Source organism: Oryzihumus sp., from assembly GCF_054325275.1.
On record NZ_JBTCWL010000015.1, the window covers coordinates 12,795 to 35,153 of the forward strand.

Consider the following 22,359-nt stretch of genomic DNA (forward strand, 5'->3'; position numbering starts at 1 on the left):
CGTGAGGGTCAACACCCTTTCCCCCGGTATGCCGTGTCCTCACCTTCCACACCCGCGTGGCCCGCGGGCGCGGCAGGTCAGAGCGGGCGGGTCAGACCGGCTCGGCCATGGCGAAGGGCACGGTGAGCAGCCCCAGCCGGGTGCGCACGTGGTAGCGGGTGCGGGCGCGCTTCTCGACCACGCCGGTCGTCCCGGCGTAGCGGCCGCTGCCGCCGACCCGCACCACGGTGCCCACCGGCAGGGCGACCAGCTCGGCCGCGACTGTCGGCTCCGGGCGGCCGCCCCGCGCGGCGACGGGCTCGGCGGCCGTGCGCCGGCGCAACCGGGCGAGCTCGCGGTCGTAGGCCGGGTCCATCGGCACGACCTCGCCGCGGAGGCGCCACGTGATGACGTGGCGCGGGTCGAAGCTGCGCGAGCACTGTCCGCAGGTCACCACCCGGGTCGGGCGACGGTGGCGGGTCGTCGTGTGCCCGGCCGGGCAGGTGCCGGTCCACGGCGCGGGCGGCCGGGCGGAGGCGGTGTCGACGCACCGCCGACCGGAGGAGCCGATCTCCAGGGCCTTGGCCCGCCAGACCGCGTCGTGGCCGTGGTGGGCGCCCACGAGCGCATGAGCGATCTCGTGCAGCACGGTGTCGCGGACCTCCGCCTCGGTGTGCAGCGCGGTGATCGCCCGGCTCAGCCCGATCTCGCGCCGGGCGGGCCGGCAGACCCCGGCCCGGGTCTTGGCGTTGTCCAGGACCAGCCGCCAGCCGACCAGCCCGTGCTCGGCCATCAGCGCCGTGGCCATGCGGCGCGCCCCCTCGAGCTCCATCATCCCTCCGATTCGAACAGGTGTGCGATGTGGCGATGAGGCTAGGGCGCGGTGCCGACACACCTCCGCCGCCCCGGTGGTGCGAAGGGCGGCGGAGGTGACGGCACGGGATACGGGCAGGTCAGGCCTTCTTGGCCGCGGCCTTCTTCGCGGTGGTCTTGCGCGCGGTCGTCTTCTTGGCCGTGGTCTTCTTCGCCGCGGTCTTCTTGGCCGCCCGCTTGCGGGTGGTCGGGCCCTTGGCGCGCTTCTCGGCGAGCAGCTCGGCACCGCGCTCGGGCGTGATCGACTCGGGGTCGTCGTCCTTGCGCAGCGTCGCGTTGGTCTCGCCGTCGGTGACGTAGGGACCGAACCGGCCGTCCTTGACCAGCATCGGCTTGCCGCTCACCGGGTCGTCACCGAGCTCCTTCAGCGGCGCCGCGGCGGCGCGCCCGCGCTGCTTGGGCTGGGCGTAGATCGCCAGCGCCTCCTCCTCGGTGATCGTGAAGAGCTGGGCCTCGGCCTGCAGCGAGCGGGAGTCGGTGCCCTTCTTCAGGTAGGGCCCGTAGCGACCGTTCTGGGCCGTGATCTCCTCGCCGGACTCGGGGTCCTTGCCGACGACCCGGGGCAGGCTGAGCAGCTTCAGCGCGGTCTCGAGGTCGAGGGTCGCCAGGTCCATGTCCTTGAACAGGCTGGCGGTGCGGGGCTTGATCTTGCTCTTGCCCTTGAGGTTCGCCAGGTCCTCCGGCAGCACCTCGGTGACGTAGGGGCCGTAGCGGCCGGCCTTGGCCACGATGTCGCGGCCGGTCTCGGGGTCCTGGCCGAGCACGCGGCCGTCGTCGGCGGCCGCCTCGAGCAGCTCGCGGGCCTTCTCCGGGGTCATCTCGTCGGGGGCGACGTCGTCGTTGATGGTGGCCCGGCGGGACTCCCCGCTCGTCCCCTCGGCAACCTCGCCGGTCGCGGCGTCGACGCCGGCCGGCACGGTCTCCTCGACGTAGGGGCCGTAGCGGCCCACCCGCACGACGATGCCGTCGCCGATCTCGATGGTGGAGATGCCGCGGGCGTCGATCTCGCCGAGGTCGTCCACGAGGGCGCGCAGCCCCTCGATGCTGGTCGCCTCGTCGCCGAAGTAGAACCGCTTGAGCCAGGCCACGCGGCCCTCGTCGCCGTTGGCGATGCGGTCGAGGTCCTCCTCCATGGCGGCGGTGAAGTCGTAGTCGACCAGCTTGGGGAAGTGCTCCTCCAGCAGCCGGGTCACCGCGAACGCCAGCCAGGTCGGAATCAGGGCCGAGCCACGGGTGCGCACGTAGCCGCGGTCCTGGATCGTGCCCACCGTCGCCGCGGAGGTCGACGGGCGCCCGATCCCCGTCACCTCCAAGGCCTTCACGAGGGTGGCCTCGGTGTATCGCGCGGGCGGGCTCGTCTCGTGGCCGTCGGCCTCCGCACGCAGCACCTCGAGCGAGACGCCCGTGCTGAGCTTGGGCAGGCGGCGCTCCTCGTCGGCGCGCTCGGCCCTGGCCACGGCCTCGTCGTCGCGGCCCTCCTCGTAGGCGGCGAGGAAGCCGCGGAAGGTGATGACGGTGCCGCTGGCCGAGAACTCGACGCTGCGGCCGTCGGCCAGGGTGGCGCCGAGCTTGACCGTGGCAGTGGAGCCGCGGGCGTCGGCCATCTGCGAGGCGACGGTGCGCTTCCAGATGAGCTCGTAGAGCGCGTACTCCTCGCCGCGCAGCTCACCGGCGACCTGGGCCGGGGTGCGGAAGCGGTCACCCGCGGGGCGGATCGCCTCGTGCGCCTCCTGGGCGTTCTTGACCTTCTTCTCGTAGCGGCGCGGTGAGTCCGGGACGTACTCCGCGCCATACAGGTCGCGGGCCTGGCTGCGCGCCGCGGTGAGGGCGGCCTCGGACAGCGTCGTGCTGTCCGTACGCATGTAGGTGATGTAGCCGTTCTCGTAGAGCCGCTGGGCCACGCGCATGGCGTTCTTGCTGGACAGGCGCAGCTTGCGGCTGGCCTCCTGCTGGAGCGTCGAGGTCGTGAACGGCGCGGACGGCCGGCGGGTGTAGGGCTTCTCCTGCACGTCGGTGACGCTCACGGCGGCGGCGCGCACGCCCTCGGCGATGGCGTGGGCGGTGGCCTCGTCGAGGTGGACGACGTTGCCGCCCCTGAGCTGGCCGGCGTCGTCGAAGTCGCGCCCGGTGGCGACGCGCTTGGCGTCGACCGCGCTCAACCGCGCGGTGAAGGCCTGCCCGGCCGAGCCCTGCGGGGCAAAGTCGCCCTCGACGTCCCAGTAGGACGCCTTGCGGAAGGCCATCCGCTCGCGCTCACGCTCGACCACCATGCGGGTCGCGACGGACTGCACGCGGCCGGCGGACAGGCCCTGGCGGACCTTGCGCCACAGCACCGGGGAGACCTCGTAGCCATAGAGGCGGTCGAGGATGCGCCGGGTCTCCTGGGCGTCGACGAGGCGGGTGTCCAGGTCGCGGGTCTCGGTGGCGGCGCGCTGGATCGCCTCCTTGGTGATCTCGTGGAACACCATGCGCTTGACCGGGACCTTGGGCTTGAGCACCTCGAGCAGGTGCCAGGCGATGGCCTCGCCCTCGCGGTCCTCATCCGTGGCCAGCAGGAGCTCGTCGGCGTCCTTGAGCAGGCGCTTGAGCTCGGCGACCTTCTTCTTCTTGTCCGGGTCGACCACGTAGTAGGCCTCGAAGCCGTTGTCGACGTCGACGGCGAACTTGCCGTAGGGGCCCTTCTTCATCTCCGCCGGGAGCTCGCTGGGGTTGGGCAGGTCACGGATGTGCCCGACCGAGGCCTCGACGTCGTAGTCCTTGCCCAGGTAGCCGGCGATCGTCTTGGCCTTGGCAGGCGACTCGACGATGACCAGGCGGCGGCCTGTGCTGGTGCTCATGGGTACCCCACTTCCGTTCCACACGACCACGTGCAGCGGATTCGTCGCTGCTCGGACGGGGCCATGCGTCTCAGACGGTAAGGCATGAAATCGGGCACCACGTACCAAGCGGGGCCGAAAGGGGACTTGGGTCCTGACCTGCGGGGACCACCGTCCGTGCCTGAAACCGGCGGTTAGTTGAACATTAAACTTTGCTCGGCGTATGCTGGTGCCGTGACCGAGACCACCCCTGACAGCCGTATGCCGGTGCTCTACCTCAGCCACGGAGCGCCGCCGCTGGCCGACGACACCACCTGGACGCGCGAGCTCGCCGGGTGGTCGGCCGGGCTGCCGCGGCCCACCAGCGTCCTCATGGTCTCGGCGCACTGGGAGGAGGCCCCGCTGGCGCTGTCCGCGACGACGAAGGTGCCTCTCGTCTATGACTTCTGGGGCTTCCCGCAGCGCTACTACGAGGTGACCTACGACGCGCCCGGCGCGCCGGAGCTGGCCGCCGACGTGACCAAGCTGCTGCACTCCCCCGCCACCCCGGTGCACCAGGACACCCGGCGGGGGCTGGACCACGGCGCCTACGTGCCGCTCGTGGAGATGTACCCCGAGGCCGACATCCCGGTGCTGCAGATGTCGATGCCGACGCTGGACCCGCAGAAGCTCTTCGAGATCGGGCGCAAGCTCAAGCCGCTGCGCGACTCCGGCACGCTGATCGTCGGGTCGGGGTTCACCACCCACAACCTGTCGGAGTTCAACCCGCGCCTGCCCTCCGACTCCCCGGCGCCGTCATGGTCGACCGAGTTCGACGCCTGGGCCCGCGAGGTCATGGCTACCGGCGACGTCGACGCGCTGATGGACTTCCTGCACAAGGCCCCGGCGGCCCGGCGCGCCCACCCGCGCACCGAGCACTTCGCGCCGCTGTTCGTGTCGTTGGGGGCCGCGTTCGAGGCAGGCACGCCGGACAACCGCTCGGTCATCGAGGGATTCTGGTACGGCCTGTCCAAGCGCTCCTGGCAGCTCAACTAGCCGCGCCGACGCCGGACGACGAGCGTCCCGACCGCCGGGCTGCGGGTCAGGCGGGGATCAGGAAGCCGTCGGCGACCAGCCCGCGGACCACCGGCAGCGCGGCCGCACGCACCTCGCCGGCGTCCTGCTCGAGCAGCGCCGCGATGGCCTCGAGCGCCTGACCCGCCGTGAGGTCGCCGTCGCAGACGCTGACGAACGCGGCCATGACGGTGTCGACCCGCACGCCCCGGCGCAGCCCGCTGCCCTGCCGGATGACGATCACGCTGGGGTCCTCGGCGCCGGGCCGGGAGTGCCGCTCCTCGGTGACGTCCTCGGCACACCGCCACGCCGTCGCCAGCACCCCGGCGTCGCCGTGCTCGGCCAGCCAGGTGCGGGCGCGCACGCCCGCGAGGATCGCCGGGCCCATCGGGGAGGACACCGGCCCGGACTCCTCCACCAGCTCCACCCAGGTATCGCGCGCCGTCGCCGGCCGCTGCACCGTCACCACCCCGAAGCCGACCGACCCGACGCCGCGGGACGCGAAGTCGGCCAGCCACGCGGCATACATGGCGTCGTGCTCGGGCGTGCCCGGCACGTTGCCGCCGTCACGGGCCCAGAGCTCGGCGTACTGCGCGGGGTCCTGCACGTCACGCTGGATGACCCACGCGTCCAGGCCCGTGCCCTCCAACCAGCCGCGGACGCGGTCGCGCCAGTCGGCGCCCTCGGCGACCTCCCAGTTGCCGAGGAACTGCCCGATGCCGCCGGGCTCGAGGTGCTCGCCGATGGTGCGCACCACGGCCTCGACCAGGGCGTCCCCGGCGAGCCCCCCGTCGCGGTACTCGAACAGCGGGACGTCCGAGACGCGCGGGGTGATGACGAACGGCGGGTTGCTGACGATGAGCTGGAAGCGTTGCCCGGCAACGGGTTCGAACAGGCTGCCGCAGCGCAGGTCGAGCTCGAGGCCGTTGACGGCCGCGTTGAACGCGGCGAAGTCCAGCGCGCGCCGGGACAGGTCGGTCGCGACGGTCGAGCCGGCGTGCCCGGACAGGTGCAGGGCCTGGACGCCGCAGCCCGTGCCCATGTCGAGCGCCCGGTCGACCTGCGGGCGCGGCGTCCACGCCGCCAGGGTGGTCGATGCGCCGCCGATGCCCAGCACGTGGTCCGGGGCCAGCGCGGCACCGGTCGCCATCTCCGACAGGTCCGAGGCCACCCACCAGCTGTGCCTCTCGTCGGCGTGCGGGTGCAGGTCGCACGTGGCGCGGACCCGGCCCTCGCCCACGGTCACGAGGCCCAGGCGCTCCAGCCCCTCGAGACCCAGCGTCGGCAGCGCAGCGGAGACGGCCTCGGCCGGCACGGGCCTGCCGAGGGTGAACAGGCGCACCAGGGTGGCCAGCGGCGTGCCCGCGTCCCGGGTGGCCAGGTCGGCCGGCAGCATCTGCTCCCGGCCGAGCGCGTCGTTGGCCACCGGGCCCAGCGCCGCCGCGATGCCGTCGACGGTGAAGCCGGCCGCGGCGAGGTCGGCCCGCAGCGACGGGACGAGGTCGGGCAGCGGGACGGGAGGAGCCGGGCTGGGGGTCATGGCGCCAGCCTAGGGCGGGACGACGGACCGCCCCCGTTTCCGGGCGGGATGGGGGCAGCCCGCCGCCGGCAGGCACGTACCCGGTAGGTCGGCGGTCAAACGCGGGCTCGCCTCCCCGGTCAGGAGATGAGGGCGTCGATGGCCTTCTTCAGCGCGCTCGGCTGGGAGGGCTTGCGGGGGGCCGACTTCTTCAGCTCGATCATCTTCGCCCCGATCTCCTGGAGCTGGTTGCGACCGAGCCCCTCACGCACCGTGGGGAACCACTCCTGCTCCTCCTCATCCATGTGGTGGCGAACCGACTCGATGAGGACGGTCGTCTTGGCGTCGAACCGCTCGTCGTCGGGCTCCATGGACCACAGCTCCATGCACAGCACGTCGGCCACGTGGTGCTCCTCGTAGGACTCGAGCACGTCGTCCTCGACCTCCGGCAGCAGCGCGCGGACCTCGGGATACATGACCTCGTTCTCGATGTAGGTGTGCACGGTGAGCAGCTCGATGATCTTCCTGACGATCTGCCCCTTGCGCACATTGGCGTTGTCCCCCGCCTCCTCGAAGTCGCGGAACAGCCGGCGCACTTCCTTGTGGTCGTCCTTGAGCAGCACGATCGCGTCAGTCGACATGGGACCTCCGTGGGGGTGGATGGAAAACGCGGGCGGCCTCGCCCACTACTGTCTTACCCGGCGCACTGCGGGACAAACCGCGGTCGGGTCAGCCGCGCGGCTGGCTGGCCAGCAGCCGCACCACGGCCCGCTCCACCCCCTGGCGCACCTCGGGCACCATCAGGTCGTCGCCTCCCAGCCGCTGGAGGGCCGCGGCGATCGTGCGACCGGCGCCGAAGTGCTCCACCACCCGCGGGTCCACATAGGAACGGCGCGCGACCGCCGGGGTGTTGCCGAGCTCCTCGGCGACGAGCTCCATGGCCGCCCGCTCGGCGCGGGCCCGGGGCGCCTTGCTGCCCGCCGGACCGGCCTGGGCCAGGGCGACCGCCGCCACCACGGTCGCCCGCCACGTGCGCAGGTCCTTGACGGTGTAGTCCTCGCCGGCCAGCTGCTTGAACCGGGCGTTGACGTCGTCGGCGTGCACCTCCCGCCACTCCCGGCCGTCTCGGTAGACCAGCAGCCGGTCGCTGTCACAACGCGCCCGCCGAAGGGCCCGGATGGCTGCCGCCAGCTTGTCGTCGCGCAGGCTGACCGAGCGCGCCAGACCGCCCTTGGCGGTGTACTCGAAGACGACCTCGCCGCGGCGCAGGCACACGTGCTCGCGCAGCAGCGTGGCCACGCCGTGGGTGCCGTGCTCCTGCACGTAGGCCTCCCCGCCGGTGCGGAACACGCCGTAGTTGAGCATCCGCAGCGCCACCCCGAGCACCCGGTCGCGCCCCAGCGCCCGGGCCGTGAGGTCGGCCTCGACCGCCTCCCGCACCGTGTGGATGCCGCGGGCGAGGGTGAGCACGCGCAGGTGCTTTGCCTCGTTGCGGCTCTCGTGCCAGGCCTCGTGGTAGAGGTACTGCCGCCGGCCCGCGTCGTCGGTGCCGACGGCCTGGATGTGCCCATGCGGCCACGGGCTGATCCACACGTCGCGCCACGCCGGCGGGATGGCCAGCGAGGAGATGCGTTCGCGGGTCTGCGGGTCCACCGCCTGCCCGGAGGCGTCGACGTAGGAGAACCCCCGACCCCGACGCAGGCGGCGGATGCCGGGCCCGTCGGGCTTGCTACGGCGCAGGCGCATGCCCGAGTGGTACCCCGATGGGCGCCTGCGCGCACGGTGACCCGCCGCAGGGGTCACCACGAGACATGCCGGGGCACCTTCAGGCGGGCAGCTGGCCGGACCTCACGCGGGCAGCTGGCGGGACTCGACCATGTGCTCGGCGACCGCCCGCAGCTTCATGTTCTTGTCCTGGGAGTAGCGCCGCAGGATGGCGAACGCCTGGTCGGCGTCGAGGTTGAACCGCTCCATGAGGATGCCCTGCGCCTGCCCGATCAGGTGCCGGGCGTCGATGGCCTTGCGCAGGCTCGACTCGTTGCGGGCCGACGCCAGCGCCACGGACGCGTGACCGGCGAAGATCGTGGCCACGGCGATGTCCTCGTCGTCGAAGCGGCCCGGCTCCACGGCATACAGGTTGAGCGCGCCCATGGTGTTGTTGTGGGTGAACAGCCGCAGGCTGAGCACGCTGCGCACGCCCAGGCCGGACACCTGGCGGCACCAGTCCGCCCAGCGCGTCTCGGTCTCGGTGTCGTGGATGACGAACGTCTCGTGGTCCCAGATCGACTCCAGGCACGGGCCCTGCCCGCACTCCATCTGCTGCCGGTCTGCCTTGATGACGAGGGGGTCCGTGGTGGCGGCGGTCTCGACCTGCTTGCCGCCGTGCACGAGCATCACGCCGGCGCAGTCACACGCCAGCGCCTCCTTGGCGAACTGGGCGACCGCCTCGACGGTCTGCCCGACGTCCTCGCCCTGGTGCATGTGCCGTGCCATCTCGGCGAAGTCCGCCGCGAACGACGGGTCCACGTCGACCTCCTGAAGGTGTGGGGCATAAGGGGGGCGGCCAGGGAGTGCTGAGCCTTGGAACGACACCATGCACCAGCCGGTGTGCCGCGCTCAAGGCCGCGGGCGAATGTGTCCGAAGCGTCCCTTTTCAGTCGATGACGAGGGCGTCCTCGTCCTCCCCGTCCGGGGACGCCAGCGCCTCGCGCAGCCGCTCGAGCAGGTCCCGCAGCAGCCGGGAGACCTGCATCTGGCTGACCCCGAGCTCGGCACCGATCTCGGCCTGCGTACAGCCGCGGACGAACCTCATGACCAGGATCTTCCGCTCCCGCGGCGTCAGGGCGGTCATCACGGGGACGAGGGTCCGCAACCGGTCGATCCGTTCGAACGGGTCCGTCTCGTCGGGCACAAGCTCGCCGAGGGTGGCGCCGGCCTCGGTGCGGGCGGGCGCGTCGAGCGACAGCGGCGCGAAGCACCCGTCGACGGTGAGGGCCTCCCGCAGCTCGAACAGGTCGACGGCCAGGGCGCGGGCGAGGTCGGAGGGGGAGGCCGGGCGCCCCAGGGCCTGGACCAGCTCGGGCTCCACCCCGTGCACGGCGCCCTGCAGCTCCTGGATGCGCCGCGGTGGGCGCACGGTCCACGCGAAGTCGCGGAAGTGGCGCTTGATCTCCCCGGAGATGGTGGGGTTGGCATAGGCCGCGAAGCTGGATCCCTCGCTCGGCCGGAAGCCGCGCACGGCCTTGACCAGCCCGACGTAGGCGACCTGGAGCAGGTCCTCCCAGTCCACCCCTCGCCCCCGGTAGCGCGAGGCGATGTTCTCGGCGGTGCCGATGTTGAGCAGGAACGCCTCGTCGAGCAGGCGGCTGCGCTCCTCGGGGCACGTGGCCCGGCCTGCCTGCTCGAGCAGCTCCAGTGTCTGGTCGTTGCGGGTGGGACCGTCATCCCTGGTCGGGGGATCCTCGGCAGCAGGCGGCGGCGCCTCGGCTTGCGATGTCATGTGACGCCCGTTCATCCGAACGTGGAGACATGGCGCCGCTTCTGGACCTGTCGCGGTCACTAGAACACGGATGGGGCGCAGGGCACAACCCCGCCAGACCGGGGCACGTCGGACAACCCCGTTCTGGTCCGGGGTGCCGCACAGAAAAGGCACAGCACCCCGGCGAGGGATCGTTACCCCCACCGATCCGGGCCTAAACAGAAGCAGGTCATGGCAGGCTCCCGCCATGACCGGCTCCTCAGATGACGCCCGCCCCGGCGAGACACCGACGCAGCGCGCCGACCGCAACTGGGACGAGCTGCTCCAGGAGCTGCGGGTGGCACAGACCGGCGTGCAGGTGCTCACCGGCTTCCTGCTGACCCTGCCGTTCCAGGCCCGGTTCACCCACCTCGACGCGGTGCAGAGGGCCACCTACCTGACCGCCGTGGTGCTCGGGGTGATCTCCATCGCGCTGCTGATCGCCCCGGTCAGCTCCCACCGGCTGCTGTTCCGCCAGCACAAGAAGCGGGTGCTCGTGGAGACCTCCAACCGCCTCGCCAAGGCCGGCCTGACCACGCTGGGGCTGACGGTGGGCAGCGTCATCCTGCTGGTCTTCGACGTGGTCGTCGGCCGCGCCGCCGGCATCGTGGTGGGCGCCGCGATGCTGCTGCTCTTCCTGCTGGTGTGGTTCGTGCTGCCCAGGGCGGTCCTCGCCCGGGCCAACGACTCGGCCTGAGCCGCTTCCGGACGCACCGCGGCCGGTCACCTCGGGGAGGTGACCGGCCGCGGATACCGGTATGCCGGGTGGCTCAGACCGCCGCGTTGGCGGGCTCCTCCGCGGCGGCGCCGTCATTGCTGTCGTCGCCGATCGCGATGTCGCGACGCTTCGAGACGGCGATCGCCCCGACCGCGATGAGCAGCGCCACCACGGCGATGCCGTAGCGCAGGACCGGGTTGGCGCTGGAGCCGATGGTCAGCTGGACGATGGCCGGGGCGATGAGCACCGAGACGAGGTTCATCACCTTGATCAGCGGGTTGATCGCCGGGCCGGCGGTGTCCTTGAACGGGTCACCGACGGTGTCGCCGATGACGGTGGCCGCGTGGGCCTCGCTGCCCTTGCCGCCGTAGTTGCCGTCCTCGACGATCTTCTTGGCGTTGTCCCACGAGCCACCGGAGTTGGCGAGGAACACGGCCATGAGCACGCCGGTGCCGATCGCCCCGGCGAGGTAGCCCGCCAGCGGGCCGATGCCCAGGCCGAAGCCGACCGCCACCGGGGCCATCGCGGCCAACAGGCCGGGGGTGGCCAGCTCGCGCAGCGAGTCCTTGGTGCAGATGTCGACGACACGGCCGTACTCCGGCTTCTCGGTGCCGGCCATGATCCCGGGGTGCTCGCGGAACTGGCGGCGCACCTCGAAGACGATCGCCCCGGCGGCGCGGGTCACCGCGTTGATCGCCAGGCCGGAGAACATGAACACCACGGAGGCACCGAGGATCAGCCCGAACAGGTTGGACGGGGTGATCACCTGGTAGTCCAGCAGCGACACCTTGGTCGAGACCGACGGCTCCACCTTGAGCGTCTGCGCCGCGGTGAGGATCGCGGTCTTGGCCGCGTCGGAATAGCTGCCGAACAGAGCCGTGGCGGCGAGCACCGCCGTGGCGATGGCGATGCCCTTGGTGATCGCCTTGGTGGTGTTGCCGACCGCGTCGAGCTCGGTGAGGATCTGCGCGCCCTCACCGTCGACGTCACCGGACATCTCGGCGATGCCCTGGGCGTTGTCGCTGACCGGGCCGAAGGTGTCCATGGCCACGATGACGCCGACCGTGGTCAGCAGCCCGGTGCCGGCGACGGCGATGAGGAACAGCGACAGGACGACCGAGCCGGCCCCGAGCAGGAACGCGCAGTACATCGCGGACCCGATGATGACGGCGGTGTAGACCGCCGACTCGAAGCCGACGCCGATGCCGGCCAGGACGACCGTGGCGGCGCCGGTGAGAGAGGTGCGGGCGACGTCGCGGGTGGGTCGCTTGTCGGTGCCGGTGAAGTAGCCGGTGAGCCACAGGATGATCGCGGCCAGGGCGATGCCCAGCCAGACCGCCAGGGTGGCCACCAGGCGCGGGTCGCCGTTGATCTGGGCGACCTCCTGCGGCACCCCGGCCAGCGCCGAGAAGGAGGAGGGCAGGTAGAGGAACGCGGCAATCGCCGAGAGCACGGCCGAGACGAACGCGGAGATGTAGAAGCCGCGGTTGATCGCGACCAGGCCACTCTCCCCCGCACGCGCCCTGGTGACGAACACGCCGAGCACCGCAGTGAGCGCGCCGATCGCCGGGACGATCAACGGGAAGACCAGGCCGTGCGCGCCGAAGGCGGCCTTGCCGAGGATGAGCGCGGCGACCAACGTCACGGCATACGACTCGAACAGGTCGGCCGCCATGCCGGCGCAGTCGCCGACGTTGTCGCCCACGTTGTCGGCGATCGTCGCCGCGTTGCGCGGGTCGTCCTCGGGGATGCCGGCCTCGACCTTGCCGACCAGGTCCGCGCCGACGTCGGCGGCCTTGGTGAAGATGCCGCCGCCGACACGCATGAACATCGCGAGCAGCGCGGCGCCGAAGCCGAAGCCCTCGAGCACCCGGGGGGCGTCACCCTTGTAGAGCAGCACCACCGTGGACGCGCCGAGCAGGCCCAGCCCGACCGTGGCCATGCCGACGACACCGCCGGTGCGGAAGGCGATCCGCATGCCCTCGTCACGGTGGCCGTCGCGGGCCGCCGAGGCGACGCGGACGTTGGCCTTGACCGCCAGGCTCATGCCCAGGTAGCCGATCGCGGCCGAGAACACGGCGCCGAGGACGAAGAAGCCCGAACGGCCCCAACGCACCCCGGCGGAGTCGGCCGGCAGCGCCAGCAACAGGACGAAGACGATGACCACGAAGGCAGAAAGGGTCTTGAACTGCCGGGCCAGGTAGGCCTGGGCGCCCTCCTCCACGGCGCCGCCGATGGTCTGCATGTTCTCGGTGCCGGGATCGGCGGCGAGGACCTGCTGCCGGAAGAACACACCCATGACCAGCGCCACCACCGCAATGGCAGCGACGACGATCACGAGGGTGAGGTTCGTGCCGGAGAGCGACAGAGTTGTCGCGTCGGCGGCTCGGATGAGGCCGGGCATTCCATCCTCCTTGACAGGGAACAGCGGAACTCGCCTGCAAACGACGTCAGCCCACCTGAGCACGGGGGCTGACGCGGTGGAGCGTACCCGTGACCCACATCACACCCAACCTGAAAGGCTGTGACCGGCGTCACGTGTCCGGTCAGGGTATGCGCGAGTGCCGCCCGACGTGGGGACCAAGGTCCACGCGGCGTGGGGCGGCGAAGGTGGTGCGGTGAAGGCTCGGGTCAGGCGTGCGGTGGGGCCTGGTCAGGCGTGCGCACCGACGGCGTCGTCGACCGACCCGAAGATCTGGAAGACCTTGTCCAGACCGGTGATCGCGAACACCTTGAGGATCCGCTCGGCCGAGCAGACCAGCCGCAGCGAGCCATCCTGGGCCCGCACCGACTTCAGCCGGCCGACGAGGACACCGAGCCCGGTGCTGTCCATGAAGGTCACGCCGCTGAGGTCGACGACCAGGTGGGTGTGGCCGGCCTTGATCTGCTCGTCAAGGCGCTCACGAAGCGTCGGCGCGGTGTAGACGTCGATCTCGCCGCCCACATGCACCACGGTCACGCCCCCGCGTTCTGCACTGGAGATCGACAGGTCCACGAGCGTGCTCCTCACTGCGCGGTGGTGACCCACATGATTCTGCGGCTCACAGGTGCGCCAAGACTAGCGCCGTGGCGCTCCTGCGACAGCAAGTTGGCCAGGCGGTGGGGCGGTCGTGGCGTCGGGTGTCCGCCACGCGTCATACCGTAGTGGCGATGACCGAGCACGTCCTCCCCCCTGTGGCCGATGCGCGGTTCGACCCCGTGGCCACTCTCGAGCAGCTCGCCGGGGGCCGCCGGCGCGAGCGGCTGGTCCATGTCCACACGGTGCCGGCCCGCCAGGAGCAGCTCGCCCCCTGGCCGGAGTGGGTGGCCCCGCCGGTGTGGTCGGCGTTCGCCTCGTCCGGCATCACCTCGCTGTGGGCGCACCAGCGGGAGGCCGCGGACGCGGCCCGCGCCGGGGCGCACGTGGTCATCTCGACCGGCACCGCCTCGGGCAAGAGCCTGGGCTACCTGCTGCCGGTGCTCTCCGCCGTCGTCGACGGCGCGTCCACGGCATCGGGCCGGGGCGCGACGGCGCTCTACCTGTCCCCCACCAAGGCCCTGGCGGCCGACCAGCTGGCCCGGCTGCAGGCCCTGGCCGTGCCGGGGGTGCGGGCGGCGACCTACGACGGTGACACCCCGCCGGAGGAGCGGCGCTGGATCCGTGACCACGCGCAGTACGTCCTGACCAACCCCGACCTGATGCACCACTCGCTGCTGCCCGGCCACCAGCGGTGGGCGCCGTTCCTGCGGGCGCTGCGCTACGTCGTCATCGACGAGTGCCACGTCTACCGCGGCGTGTTCGGCTCGCACCTGGCCGCCCTGCTGCGCCGGCTGCGGCGGGTGTGCGCCCGCTACGGCGCGTCCCCGACGTTCATCCTCGCCTCCGCGACCGTGGCCGACCCGGCCGGCCAGGCCGCCCGCCTCATCGGTATGCCGGTGCGCCCGGTCGTGCAGGACGGCTCACCGCGGGAGTCGATGACCTTCGGACTGTGGGAGCCGGGGCTGGTGCCCGGCGGCGGGGAGCACGAGGCACCGCACCGGCGCAGCGCCGTCGCCGAGACCGCCGACCTGCTGGCCGACCTGGTCAGCGCCGGCGTGCAGACGGTGGCGTTCGCCCGGTCGCGGGTCGGGGTCGAGACCGTGTCCGCGAGCGCCCGGCGCGCCCTCGCGGAGGTGGACCCCCGGCTGGAAGGTGCGGTGGCGGCATACCGGGGTGGCTACCTGCCCGAGGAGCGGCGGGAGCTGGAGCGGTCGCTGCGCGGCGGACGGCTGCTGGGGCTCGCGGCCACGAACGCCCTCGAGCTGGGCATCGACGTCAGCGGCCTCGACGCGGTGCTCCTCGCCGGCTGGCCGGGCACCCGTGCCTCGCTGTGGCAGCAGGCCGGGCGGGCGGGGCGGTCCGGGTCCTGCTCGCTGGCGGTGATGGTGGCCGGCGACGACCCGCTCGACACCTACCTGGTGCACCACCCCGAGGCGCTGTTCGAGCGGCCGGTGGAGGCGGCGGTGCTCGACCCGGACAACCCCTACGTGCTGGCCCCCCACCTGGCCGCCGCCGCGGCCGAGCTGCCCCTGACCGACGCCGACGTCGAGGTGTTCGGCCCGGGCATGCGCCCGCTGGTGGACACGCTCGTCTCCCGGGGGGTGCTGCGGCGGCGGCCCACCGGGTGGTTCTGGGCCCGTTCGGACCGTGCCGCCGACCACGTCAGCCTGCGCGGCACGGGCGAGCCGGTGGTGCGGATCGTGGAGCGGGGCAGCGGCCGGGTGCTGGGCACCGTCGACGGCACGGCGGCACACTCCAGCGTCCACACCGGCGCGGTCTACGTGCACCAGGGGCGGACCTTCGTGGTGACCGACCTGGACCTGGCAGAGTCGGTGGCGCTCGTGGTCGAGGGCGACCCCGGCTGGTCGACGCAGGCACGCTCGGTCAGCACCTTCGACATCGGCGCGGTGGAGCAGCAGACCGACTGGGGCGAGGTGCAGGTGCACTTCGGGTCGGTCGAGGTGCGCACCCAGGTGACGGCGTTCCTGCGCCGGCTCCCCTCCGGCGAGGTCCTCGGGGAGCACCCCCTGGAGCTGCCCGAGCGGGCCCTGCACACCAAGGCGGTGTGGTGGACCATGCCGGAGGAGCTGCTCGCGGTCGCGGGCCTCGAGCTGGCGGACATCCCCGGGGCGGCCCACGCCGCCGAGCACGCCGCGATCGGGATGCTGCCCCTGGTCGCGACCTCGGACCGGTGGGACATCGGCGGCGTCTCGACCGCGCTGCACCCGGACACCGGCCTGCCGACCATCATGGTCTACGACGGGCACCCTGGTGGGGCGGGCTTCGCCGAGCGGGGCTTCCACGCGGTGCGCACGTGGCTGTCGGCGACCCGCGACGCGATCGCCGCCTGCGAGTGCGCCACGGGATGCCCCTCGTGCGTGCAGTCACCCAAGTGCGGCAACGGGAACGAGCCCCTGGACAAGGCCCGGGCGGTCGCCCTGCTCGAGGTCGTGCTGGCCGCCGAGGGGACCGCAGGGCTGGAGGGGGCTAGGGTCACAGCCACGGATCCCGGACCCTGACATTGGAGGCCCACCCATGATCCTGCTCGGCCTGATCCTCATCGTCGTCGCCCTCGGCGCCGTGGCGTTCGCCGCCGCCGCCGTCGGGTCCAGTTCGGCGAGCATCCACCTCAGCGCTGCCGGCGTCGACGTCTCGGTGACGCCGCTGGCGATGTTCCTCGCCGGCGCGGCCGCGTTGCTGCTCCTGGTCCTGGGTCTGTGGCTGGTGGTCTCGAGCCTGCGCCGCAAGGCCGCCCGCCGGATGGAGCTGCGCCAGCTCCGCAAGGAGCAGGCCGCGACCGCTGCCGAGGAGGAGGCAGCCCGCGCGCGGGCCGCCGAGGCCGCGGAGACCACCCCGCTGCGCCCGGCCCACCACGACGCGACCCGCCCTGTCGACGACGCCGCTGGCCAGACGACGGTCCTGCCCGAGGAGACCCGGGCGGAGCGTCGGGCCGACCGCCACGTTGACTGACTCTCGCCTGACCCGCCGACCCGGCTGACCGGTCGGGCAGTCAGCCGGCGGTTCCCGGAACGGGGCCAGCCCGTGCCGTGGCCAGGGCGGGTCCCAGTCGTCCGGCCGGCACCACCACGATGACGGTGACCGAGTCGGCCACCGGTGCGCAGGCCTGCACTGTCGCCCCATTGGCCCCGGCGACCCGTCTCGCCTCGGCGCAGGCCAGGTCGGCAGGAGCCCCGTCCAGCCACTGCTGGGCCGCGGCCAGGGCGGAGAGGTCGGCCGCCGCCCGCGCCCGGTGGCTGGCGACGACGGCCGACTGCAACGCGCAGCCGGCGAGGGTGAGCAGCCCCAGAGCGAGGCAGAGTCCCAGCGCCAGCACGGTGGCGGACCCGCGCTCGCCGCACCCGGGCCCTTGCCGCCGGCCCGCGACGGTCACGGCTGACCACCCTCGACCTCGCGCGAGGCCGTGGCGGCGGCGGTCGGGCGCCACCAGACCGGCACCAGCCCTCCGAGGCGGCGCACCGGCGCGGTGACCGACACCGTCACGTCCCTACCTCCGGCCGAGATCGCCACGGCGGCACCAGCCGGCGCGTCGCGCCGGACCTGCGAGGACACTGCGTCGACCGGGTCTCCTCGTGCCGCCGCGCGGGCACCCGCACGGGCGGCGTCGACGCACCGCACCTGGTCGACCGCGAGCCCGAACGCCCACAGGGACAGCGCGAGCACGGCAACGACGACAGGCAGGACCACCGCCAGCTCGGCCGTGACCATGCCCGCCTGTCGTCGCTGCCGGGACCTCACGAGGCGATCGCTAATGCGGTGGTGATCAGGTGCGAGAGAGCCGTCTTGATCGCCCCCGAGCGCACGACGGCGATGAGCACGGCCGCGAAGGCGCACGCGGCCAGGGTCCCCACGGCGTACTCTGCGGTCGTCATGCCGGCCTGGCCGGTCAGGGGGACCCTGCGGCGAACGGCCCGGTAGGTGCGGGTAAGTGCAGGTGTCATGCGTGTTCTCCTTCGTGGTGAGTGCCGGGATCCGGCGTGAACCGGGCCTCACGGGCCCAGGACCTGGTGGGTGAGGGCGAGGACGACCGGGGCGACCGTCGTGAGGGCGAACGCCGGCAGGAACGCCAGGCCGAGCGGCAACACCACCCGTGCCCCGAGCCGGGAGGCCGCGACCTCCAGCCGCGCAGCCTCGGCCCGTCGCAGGTCACCGGCGGCCATGTGCATCAGGTCGGCCGGCGCGGCACCGGCCGTCGCAGCCATGTGCAGCGCCCTGGCTGCCGGCTGCCACGCGGCCGGGACCGCCGACCAGGCGCGGGAGTCCTCCACTCCCCACCGCAGCGCCGCCGAGACCTGGCGCAGCTGGTCCGATGCGGGCGGGCCGACCCGGTCCGCCACGGCATCGATGGCCTGGACGATGCCCGCACCCCCGCGCAGCGCCAGGGCCAGCAGGTCGAGGGTGTCGGCCACGTCGGGCATCGTCAGCGGCGGAGCGGGCCGGAGGGCCTGCTCTGGCAGCGCGGTCCGCAGCGGCAGAGTCGGCGCAGGCACCGAGACGAGCAGGACGGCCAGGGTCACCAGCACCGCTGCGAGCGCCGTCACGAGAGCACCGGCCCGCGGACGGCGCCGGCGACGAGCCGGCGCACCCAGGCCCGTCCGGCCACGGCCAGTACGACGCCCATCACGAGGCAGGCCTGGTTGAGCGGGGACCCGAGGTAGAGCCTCGACGGGTCCAGCCCCACGGCCAGGGCGATCAGCGGGCCACCGATCGGCAGCACCGTCAGGATGTTCATCGTCGAGCGCGCCCCGGCGACAGCGGCCAGCATGCGCTCGCGCTGGGCCATCGAGCCGCGCACGACCACTCCCGCGGTCCGGACAGCATCGGCCAGCGGGCCGCCGGTCTCCTCGCTGAGCGACCACGCGGCGGCCAGCACTCCCAGCTCCCGTGAGCCCAGGGTGTCATCGCCGCGGCGCAGTACCGACGACACCGGTGCGCCCTCGGCGACGGCCCGGCCGGCCGCCCGGACCCAAGCCGTGGCGGACCCAGGGCGTGGCTCCTGCGGGGGCGCGACCGAGTCGGCGGCGAGCACGAACGCCGCTGCCGGTGGTAGCCCCGCCTCCAGCGCCGGCGCCACGGTGTCGACCAGGGCGAGGACCGTGCGGGCGACCGCCCGGTCCCGCCACGCCGCCCTCCGGTGCCGGAGGGCACGGACCCGCCCGGTCAGCCGCCGGGCCGCATCGTTGGCGGGCGCCCCAGCGCGCGAGGTCAGCACCGAGAGCGTCGGCGCGGGTGGCCGACCGGCAAGCAGCACGGCCATGCACAGGGCGAGCGCGATCAGCGCGTTCACCGAAGCACCCCGAGTCCGTCGCCGTCGTCGGACAACCCGCACGTAGCGGCCAGCCGGGGCCAGCCCTCCGAGCGTCGCGGCTCCCCGTCCGCCCCACGCTCGAGAGCGGGAACCACCACAGGAGCACGGCCCTCGGCGCACTGCAGGACGCCGATCGTCTCCAGGCGACGCTGCCCATCCGGCCGGCTGACGTGCAGCACGACCTGGATCGCGCTGAGCAGCTGGGCGTGCACCGCGGCAGGGCTCATGCCGGCCAGCGCGCCGAGCGCCTCGAACCGGGCGACGACGTCGGTGCACGCGTTGGCGTGCAGGGTGCCGCAGCCGCCCTCGTGTCCGGTGTTGAGCGCCGTGAGTAGCTCACGCACCTCTCCACCACGCACCTCCCCGACCACGACCCGGTCGGGACGCATCCGCAGGGACTGCCGGACCAGCGCGGTGAGCGTGACTTCGCCGCGGCCCTCGACGTTGGCCGCCCGGGCCTGGAGGCGGACGACGTGAGGGTGGTCGACGGCCAGCTCGCGCACGTCCTCGACGACCACGAGCCGCTCACCCCCGTCGACCTCACCGAGCAGTGCCCCGAGGAGCGTGGTCTTGCCGCTGCCGGTGCCACCGGTGACGACGAACGCGCGGCGCCGGCGGACCAAGGCACGCAGGACGGGCAACCAACCCGGTCCGAACGTCCCCAGCTCGCCGAGCCCGGTCAGGGTCGGGGCGACCCGGCGCGGCACCCGCAGGCTGATGTGCGTGCCGTCAGCCGCCAGTGGGGGCAGCACGGCGTGGAGCCTCACTCCCCCCGGCAGGAGCCCGTCAACCCATGGACAGGTCTCGTCCAGCCGTCGCCCGGCCAGACCGGCAAGGCGGACGGCGAGCCGGCGCACCTGCGCCTCCGACCCGACGTCGACACCTACCCGGGCCAGGAGCCCGTCGCGCTCGACCCACACCCCAGAGGCGGCGTTGACCAGGACATCGGTGACCCGGGAGTCGGCCAGCAGCGGCTCCAACGGGCCCGTGCCAAGCACCTTCGCGGCGAGGTCGTCCCGGGCACGTTCGAGCCCGCGCTCCCCCAGCGTCACCCGTGCCGGTGCGAGCACATCGGCCACGGCTGCCGCCGACGGCGGTCGGCCCTGGCTGATCTGCTCCCAGACGGGGTCGATGACGGTCACGAGGCCCGCCGCTCGGCCGGCAGCAGCAGCGCGGCCAGCACCCTCTCGGCGGCCCGGGCCAGCGGGCCGCGCGAGCGGGACCCCGGGGGGATGCCGTGCAGCAGGTCCGCATCGAGGCGTGGGTCGTGCCGCACCGTGGCGAGCAGCGGCAGGTCGACGGCGACCGCGAGCGACTCGGCGACCCCGTCGTCGTGCCCGGCGCAGCGCACGCACAGCCACAGCTGGTCATGCGCTTGGCTCAGGAACCCCGCGGCGGCGCTGGTGGCGGCCAGGGCCTGCACCCCGTCGCCGGACACCAGGACCAGCGAGTCGGCCAGGGCGGCCAGGGACTGCCCGAAGGGCGCATCGGCACGGGGCAGGTCGAGCACGACGACGTCGATGCAGGACCTCAGCGCGCGCAGCACCTCCTCGCGCGCCTCGTCGGCCGGCTCGCCCGGTCTGGAGCGGTCGAAGGACAGGACTGCCACCCCGTCGGTGGCCGGCAGCCGGCGGAGCAGCTCGGGGCCATCGACCCGGCCGAGCGCGGCGGCAAGGTCGGGCCAGCGCAGACCCGGCTCCTGCTCGAGGCCGAAGGTGACGTCGAGGCCCCCACCGAGCACGTCGCCGTCGACACAGGCGACGGTGCGGCCGGTGGCTGCGGCCCGGGTGGCGAGCGCGGCGGCGAGGACGGTGGCGCCGACCCCGCCGGAACCGCCGACGACGCCGATCACGTGAGCTGCTGTCATGTCGCCCAGCCTCGGGCGGGGCGATCGGTGAGGACAGGTGGCGCCACGGGCCTGTGGACAGTGGGACGAACGCGAGGGGGCTTGTGGACAAAGGCCGCTCACGGCATACCCGCAGCTCGCACCGGACACGTCTCGGCCCGCGTTCCTGGGCGAAATCGGCACCACAACGCGGGCTGGGAGGTGTTCGGATAGGCAATAACCCGAACGGAACTGGCTGGAGAAAGGGGACGGCCCCCGTCGGGGGGAGAACAGATAGGGCGCCGTCAACGGCCCTGACGTGCCTCCGGACGCCAGGAAACTGGCTGGAGAAAGGGGACGGCCCCCGTCGGGGGGACAACGGGGGCCGTCAACGCGCCAAGCTCCGGGGGGGAGGAGCTGGTGCGTTGGCGCGCTCGACCCTTAAGGGGAGCGCGCACGTTCCATAGTGGGGCACTCAGGGCCCGAGCGCAAACCCTTGCCCCAAAAGTCACAGGAAAAGGTGATGGCACCTCGCGAACGAGGTGCCATCGACCGCGAACGCCACGGGTTACCAGGCGTGCACACGTTTGTCGCAGTGGGACAAGCCCGCCACGATCGGTCCACCAGTGGACTGCCCGCGCGTGGGTGCCCGCGCCTTTCGCGGTGGTCGTCGGGCTCCCGCCCGTCGGCTCAGGACCTGTCTACTCGTCCCCGCTGCCAAACGAAAGACTTGACTTTGCAGGCAGTTCCCCGGCGGGCGTGGCGTCAGCCCAGTCGGCCGGCCAGCACCGCGTCGGCGACCCGCTGTCCCTCACGCGCCCCGGTGACGACCGCCTGGGCGCAGTGCTTGAGCCACAGCGCGACCCCCTCGCGGCTGCCGGTGCCGTATGCCGTGAGCGCGCCCAGGTAGGCCGCTCCGCCCTGCGCGCCGTGCCCGGCCTCGGGCACCGCCACACCGGTCGGGTCCTGGCCACTTGCCTGGACCAGCGCCCGCTCCAGCGCCCGGGCCACCACGGCGTTGCCCCGCACGAACGGCCGCACCGTGGCGATCTCGGCGTGCACGAGCGCCGCCACGATGACGGCCGGGGCCGAGTCGAGGGCGGTGAGCAGCTCGACCAGCCCGGCCAGCCGGGCCGAGACCACCTCGGCGTCCGGCGCGGCCCCGAGGTCGACCAGCTCGGCACAGCCCTCCCCCGGCTGGCGGGGGCGGCCCAGCTGCTCGGGGGCGACCAGGCCGGCGGCGGCCGCGACGTGCAGCCGGGCCAGCGCCTGCAGCGGCGCGGACCCCACCAGCCCGCGCACGTGCTCGGTCTCGGCGGTGGCCTGGACCACGCCGCGCAGCACCTGCTCCAGCGGGTCGGGCTCGGTCGGCCACGCCAACGCACCGCGCATCAGGTCGCGCACCACGGCGACGTCGACCTCGGCGCCCTCCAGGGCGGCACTGGCCCGCGCACCGCGGACGCGGGATTCGGCCGCCGCCTCGGGGATCCGCCGGCGCAGCGCCTGGTGCCAGCGCAGCTCGGTGCACGCCTCACGGGCGGCGGTGGTGGCCTCGTCCACCCCGGGCAGGGCGGCGAGCGCGGCGAGGGAGTCGGCAGGTCCGGGCACGGTCAGCAGCCTAGAGAGCAGCCGGAACGGCTGGCCGTCGGGACCGGGCGGGCCGGGCTGGACACCGGCTTTGCGCACGTCAGAGTCGCCGACCCGACCGGAACGG

At 73.2% G+C, this 22,359-nt stretch carries 21 protein-coding genes; 4 read left to right on the forward strand and 17 right to left on the reverse strand.

All coding sequences use genetic code 11. The features are described 5' to 3' along the window. Positions 1–91: 91 nt before the first annotated feature. The gene (locus tag ACXVGS_RS05675) at positions 92–814 is read right to left on the reverse strand and encodes a SprT-like domain-containing protein (protein ID WP_458527770.1); all 723 of its coding nucleotides are present in this window, start codon (positions 812–814) and stop codon (positions 92–94) included. Positions 815–932: 118 nt separating this feature from the next. Further along, positions 933–3,689, reverse strand: a complete 2,757-nt coding sequence (topA, locus tag ACXVGS_RS05680; RefSeq protein WP_458536724.1) for a type I DNA topoisomerase — start codon at positions 3,687–3,689, stop codon at positions 933–935. 240 nt (positions 3,690–3,929) lie between these two features. Between topA and ACXVGS_RS05685 the strand changes: the two genes are divergently transcribed. Beyond that, on the forward strand, positions 3,930–4,703 hold the full coding sequence (locus tag ACXVGS_RS05685; RefSeq protein WP_141790528.1) for a dioxygenase family protein: 774 nt from the start codon (positions 3,930–3,932) through the stop codon (positions 4,701–4,703). 46 nt (positions 4,704–4,749) lie between these two features. Here the strand turns inward: ACXVGS_RS05685 and ACXVGS_RS05690 are convergent, their stop codons facing one another. From ACXVGS_RS05690 to ACXVGS_RS05710, 5 genes are all read right to left on the reverse strand, one after another. Then, complete coding sequence (locus tag ACXVGS_RS05690; protein WP_458536725.1) at positions 4,750–6,261, reverse strand: DUF7059 domain-containing protein; 1,512 nt, start codon at positions 6,259–6,261, stop codon at positions 4,750–4,752. A 119-nt stretch (positions 6,262–6,380) separates the two neighbouring features. Continuing rightward, positions 6,381–6,881: a hemerythrin domain-containing protein gene (locus ACXVGS_RS05695; RefSeq protein WP_458527773.1), complete on the reverse strand. Its 501-nt coding sequence runs from the start codon at positions 6,879–6,881 to the stop codon at positions 6,381–6,383. Between the two features lie 88 nt (positions 6,882–6,969). Further along, complete coding sequence (locus tag ACXVGS_RS05700; RefSeq protein WP_458536726.1) at positions 6,970–7,986, reverse strand: DNA topoisomerase IB; 1,017 nt, start codon at positions 7,984–7,986, stop codon at positions 6,970–6,972. 102 nt (positions 7,987–8,088) lie between these two features. Next, entirely contained in the window at positions 8,089–8,766 is a 678-nt protein-coding gene (locus ACXVGS_RS05705; protein ID WP_458527775.1) for an ANTAR domain-containing protein, read from the reverse strand. Positions 8,767–8,893: 127 nt separating this feature from the next. Next, on the reverse strand, positions 8,894–9,739 hold the full coding sequence (locus tag ACXVGS_RS05710) for a sigma-70 family RNA polymerase sigma factor (RefSeq protein ID WP_458527776.1): 846 nt from the start codon (positions 9,737–9,739) through the stop codon (positions 8,894–8,896). Positions 9,740–9,965: 226 nt separating this feature from the next. On the opposite strand from ACXVGS_RS05710, the gene ACXVGS_RS05715 reads away from it, so the two are divergent. Then, positions 9,966–10,454 (forward strand): DUF6328 family protein, encoded by a 489-nt coding sequence (locus tag ACXVGS_RS05715; protein WP_458527777.1) that lies wholly within the window; start codon positions 9,966–9,968, stop codon positions 10,452–10,454. Between the two features lie 73 nt (positions 10,455–10,527). Here the strand turns inward: ACXVGS_RS05715 and ACXVGS_RS05720 are convergent, their stop codons facing one another. Further along, positions 10,528–12,879 (reverse strand): sodium-translocating pyrophosphatase, encoded by a 2,352-nt coding sequence (locus tag ACXVGS_RS05720; protein ID WP_458527778.1) that lies wholly within the window; start codon positions 12,877–12,879, stop codon positions 10,528–10,530. Between the two features lie 249 nt (positions 12,880–13,128). Next, positions 13,129–13,485 carry an STAS domain-containing protein gene (locus tag ACXVGS_RS05725; protein ID WP_425465321.1) on the reverse strand — a complete coding sequence of 119 codons (357 nt, stop codon included), beginning with the start codon at positions 13,483–13,485 and terminating at the stop codon, positions 13,129–13,131. A gap of 140 nt (positions 13,486–13,625) precedes the next feature. Between ACXVGS_RS05725 and ACXVGS_RS05730 the strand changes: the two genes are divergently transcribed. Together ACXVGS_RS05730 and ACXVGS_RS05735 are read left to right on the forward strand one after the other, a co-directional pair. After that, a complete protein-coding gene (locus ACXVGS_RS05730) occupies positions 13,626–16,013 on the forward strand; it encodes a DEAD/DEAH box helicase (RefSeq protein ID WP_458536727.1) in 2,388 nt (795 codons plus the stop codon). A 16-nt stretch (positions 16,014–16,029) separates the two neighbouring features. Then, positions 16,030–16,464: a hypothetical protein gene (locus ACXVGS_RS05735; RefSeq protein WP_458527780.1), complete on the forward strand. Its 435-nt coding sequence runs from the start codon at positions 16,030–16,032 to the stop codon at positions 16,462–16,464. Between the two features lie 40 nt (positions 16,465–16,504). On the opposite strand, the gene ACXVGS_RS05740 is transcribed toward ACXVGS_RS05735, so the two are convergent. The 8 genes from ACXVGS_RS05740 to ACXVGS_RS05775 all read right to left on the reverse strand — a co-directional run bounded on the left by ACXVGS_RS05740 (position 16,505) and on the right by ACXVGS_RS05775 (position 22,253). Next, positions 16,505–16,885: an Rv3654c family TadE-like protein gene (locus tag ACXVGS_RS05740; protein ID WP_458527781.1), complete on the reverse strand. Its 381-nt coding sequence runs from the start codon at positions 16,883–16,885 to the stop codon at positions 16,505–16,507. Beyond that, the gene (locus ACXVGS_RS05745) at positions 16,882–17,250 is read right to left on the reverse strand and encodes a TadE family type IV pilus minor pilin (protein WP_458536728.1); all 369 of its coding nucleotides are present in this window, start codon (positions 17,248–17,250) and stop codon (positions 16,882–16,884) included. The genes ACXVGS_RS05740 and ACXVGS_RS05745 overlap by 4 nt, the downstream gene beginning before the upstream one ends. Beyond that, positions 17,247–17,453, reverse strand: coding sequence for a DUF4244 domain-containing protein (locus tag ACXVGS_RS05750; protein WP_458527783.1), 207 nt, complete (start codon positions 17,451–17,453; stop codon positions 17,247–17,249). Before ACXVGS_RS05750 ends, ACXVGS_RS05745 begins: the two co-directional genes overlap by 4 nt. A 48-nt stretch (positions 17,454–17,501) precedes the next feature. Next, positions 17,502–18,053, reverse strand: coding sequence for a type II secretion system F family protein (locus tag ACXVGS_RS05755; RefSeq protein WP_458536729.1), 552 nt, complete (start codon positions 18,051–18,053; stop codon positions 17,502–17,504). Continuing rightward, the gene (locus tag ACXVGS_RS05760) at positions 18,050–18,799 is read right to left on the reverse strand and encodes a type II secretion system F family protein (protein ID WP_458527785.1); all 750 of its coding nucleotides are present in this window, start codon (positions 18,797–18,799) and stop codon (positions 18,050–18,052) included. Before ACXVGS_RS05760 ends, ACXVGS_RS05755 begins: the two co-directional genes overlap by 4 nt. Further along, positions 18,796–19,962: a TadA family conjugal transfer-associated ATPase gene (locus ACXVGS_RS05765; protein WP_458527786.1), complete on the reverse strand. Its 1,167-nt coding sequence runs from the start codon at positions 19,960–19,962 to the stop codon at positions 18,796–18,798. Before ACXVGS_RS05765 ends, ACXVGS_RS05760 begins: the two co-directional genes overlap by 4 nt. Continuing rightward, positions 19,959–20,687: a septum site-determining protein Ssd gene (gene ssd / locus ACXVGS_RS05770; protein ID WP_458527787.1), complete on the reverse strand. Its 729-nt coding sequence runs from the start codon at positions 20,685–20,687 to the stop codon at positions 19,959–19,961. The genes ACXVGS_RS05765 and ssd overlap by 4 nt, the downstream gene beginning before the upstream one ends. Before the next feature lie 723 nt (positions 20,688–21,410). Continuing rightward, on the reverse strand, positions 21,411–22,253 hold the full coding sequence (locus tag ACXVGS_RS05775) for a Fic family protein (RefSeq protein WP_458536730.1): 843 nt from the start codon (positions 22,251–22,253) through the stop codon (positions 21,411–21,413). Between the last annotated feature and the right edge of the window lie 106 nt (positions 22,254–22,359).

Bases quoted from the DNA above. Each gene is read 5' to 3' on its own strand.
- ACXVGS_RS05675 (WP_458527770.1), bottom strand. From the start codon at position 814: ATGATGGAGCTCGAGGGGGCGCGCCGCATGGCCACGGCGCTGATGGCC.
- topA (WP_458536724.1), bottom strand. From the start codon at position 3,689: ATGAGCACCAGCACAGGCCGCCGCCTGGTCATCGTCGAGTCGCCTGCC.
- ACXVGS_RS05685 (WP_141790528.1), top strand. From the start codon at position 3,930: ATGCCGGTGCTCTACCTCAGCCACGGAGCGCCGCCGCTGGCCGACGAC.
- ACXVGS_RS05690 (WP_458536725.1), bottom strand. From the start codon at position 6,261: ATGACCCCCAGCCCGGCTCCTCCCGTCCCGCTGCCCGACCTCGTCCCG.
- ACXVGS_RS05695 (WP_458527773.1), bottom strand. From the start codon at position 6,881: ATGTCGACTGACGCGATCGTGCTGCTCAAGGACGACCACAAGGAAGTG.
- ACXVGS_RS05700 (WP_458536726.1), bottom strand. From the start codon at position 7,986: ATGCGCCTGCGCCGTAGCAAGCCCGACGGGCCCGGCATCCGCCGCCTG.
- ACXVGS_RS05710 (WP_458527776.1), bottom strand. From the start codon at position 9,739: ATGACATCGCAAGCCGAGGCGCCGCCGCCTGCTGCCGAGGATCCCCCG.
- ACXVGS_RS05715 (WP_458527777.1), top strand. From the start codon at position 9,966: ATGACCGGCTCCTCAGATGACGCCCGCCCCGGCGAGACACCGACGCAG.
- ACXVGS_RS05720 (WP_458527778.1), bottom strand. From the start codon at position 12,879: ATGCCCGGCCTCATCCGAGCCGCCGACGCGACAACTCTGTCGCTCTCC.
- ACXVGS_RS05730 (WP_458536727.1), top strand. From the start codon at position 13,626: ATGACCGAGCACGTCCTCCCCCCTGTGGCCGATGCGCGGTTCGACCCC.
- ACXVGS_RS05735 (WP_458527780.1), top strand. From the start codon at position 16,030: ATGATCCTGCTCGGCCTGATCCTCATCGTCGTCGCCCTCGGCGCCGTG.
- ACXVGS_RS05750 (WP_458527783.1), bottom strand. From the start codon at position 17,453: ATGACACCTGCACTTACCCGCACCTACCGGGCCGTTCGCCGCAGGGTC.
- ssd (WP_458527787.1), bottom strand. From the start codon at position 20,687: ATGACAGCAGCTCACGTGATCGGCGTCGTCGGCGGTTCCGGCGGGGTC.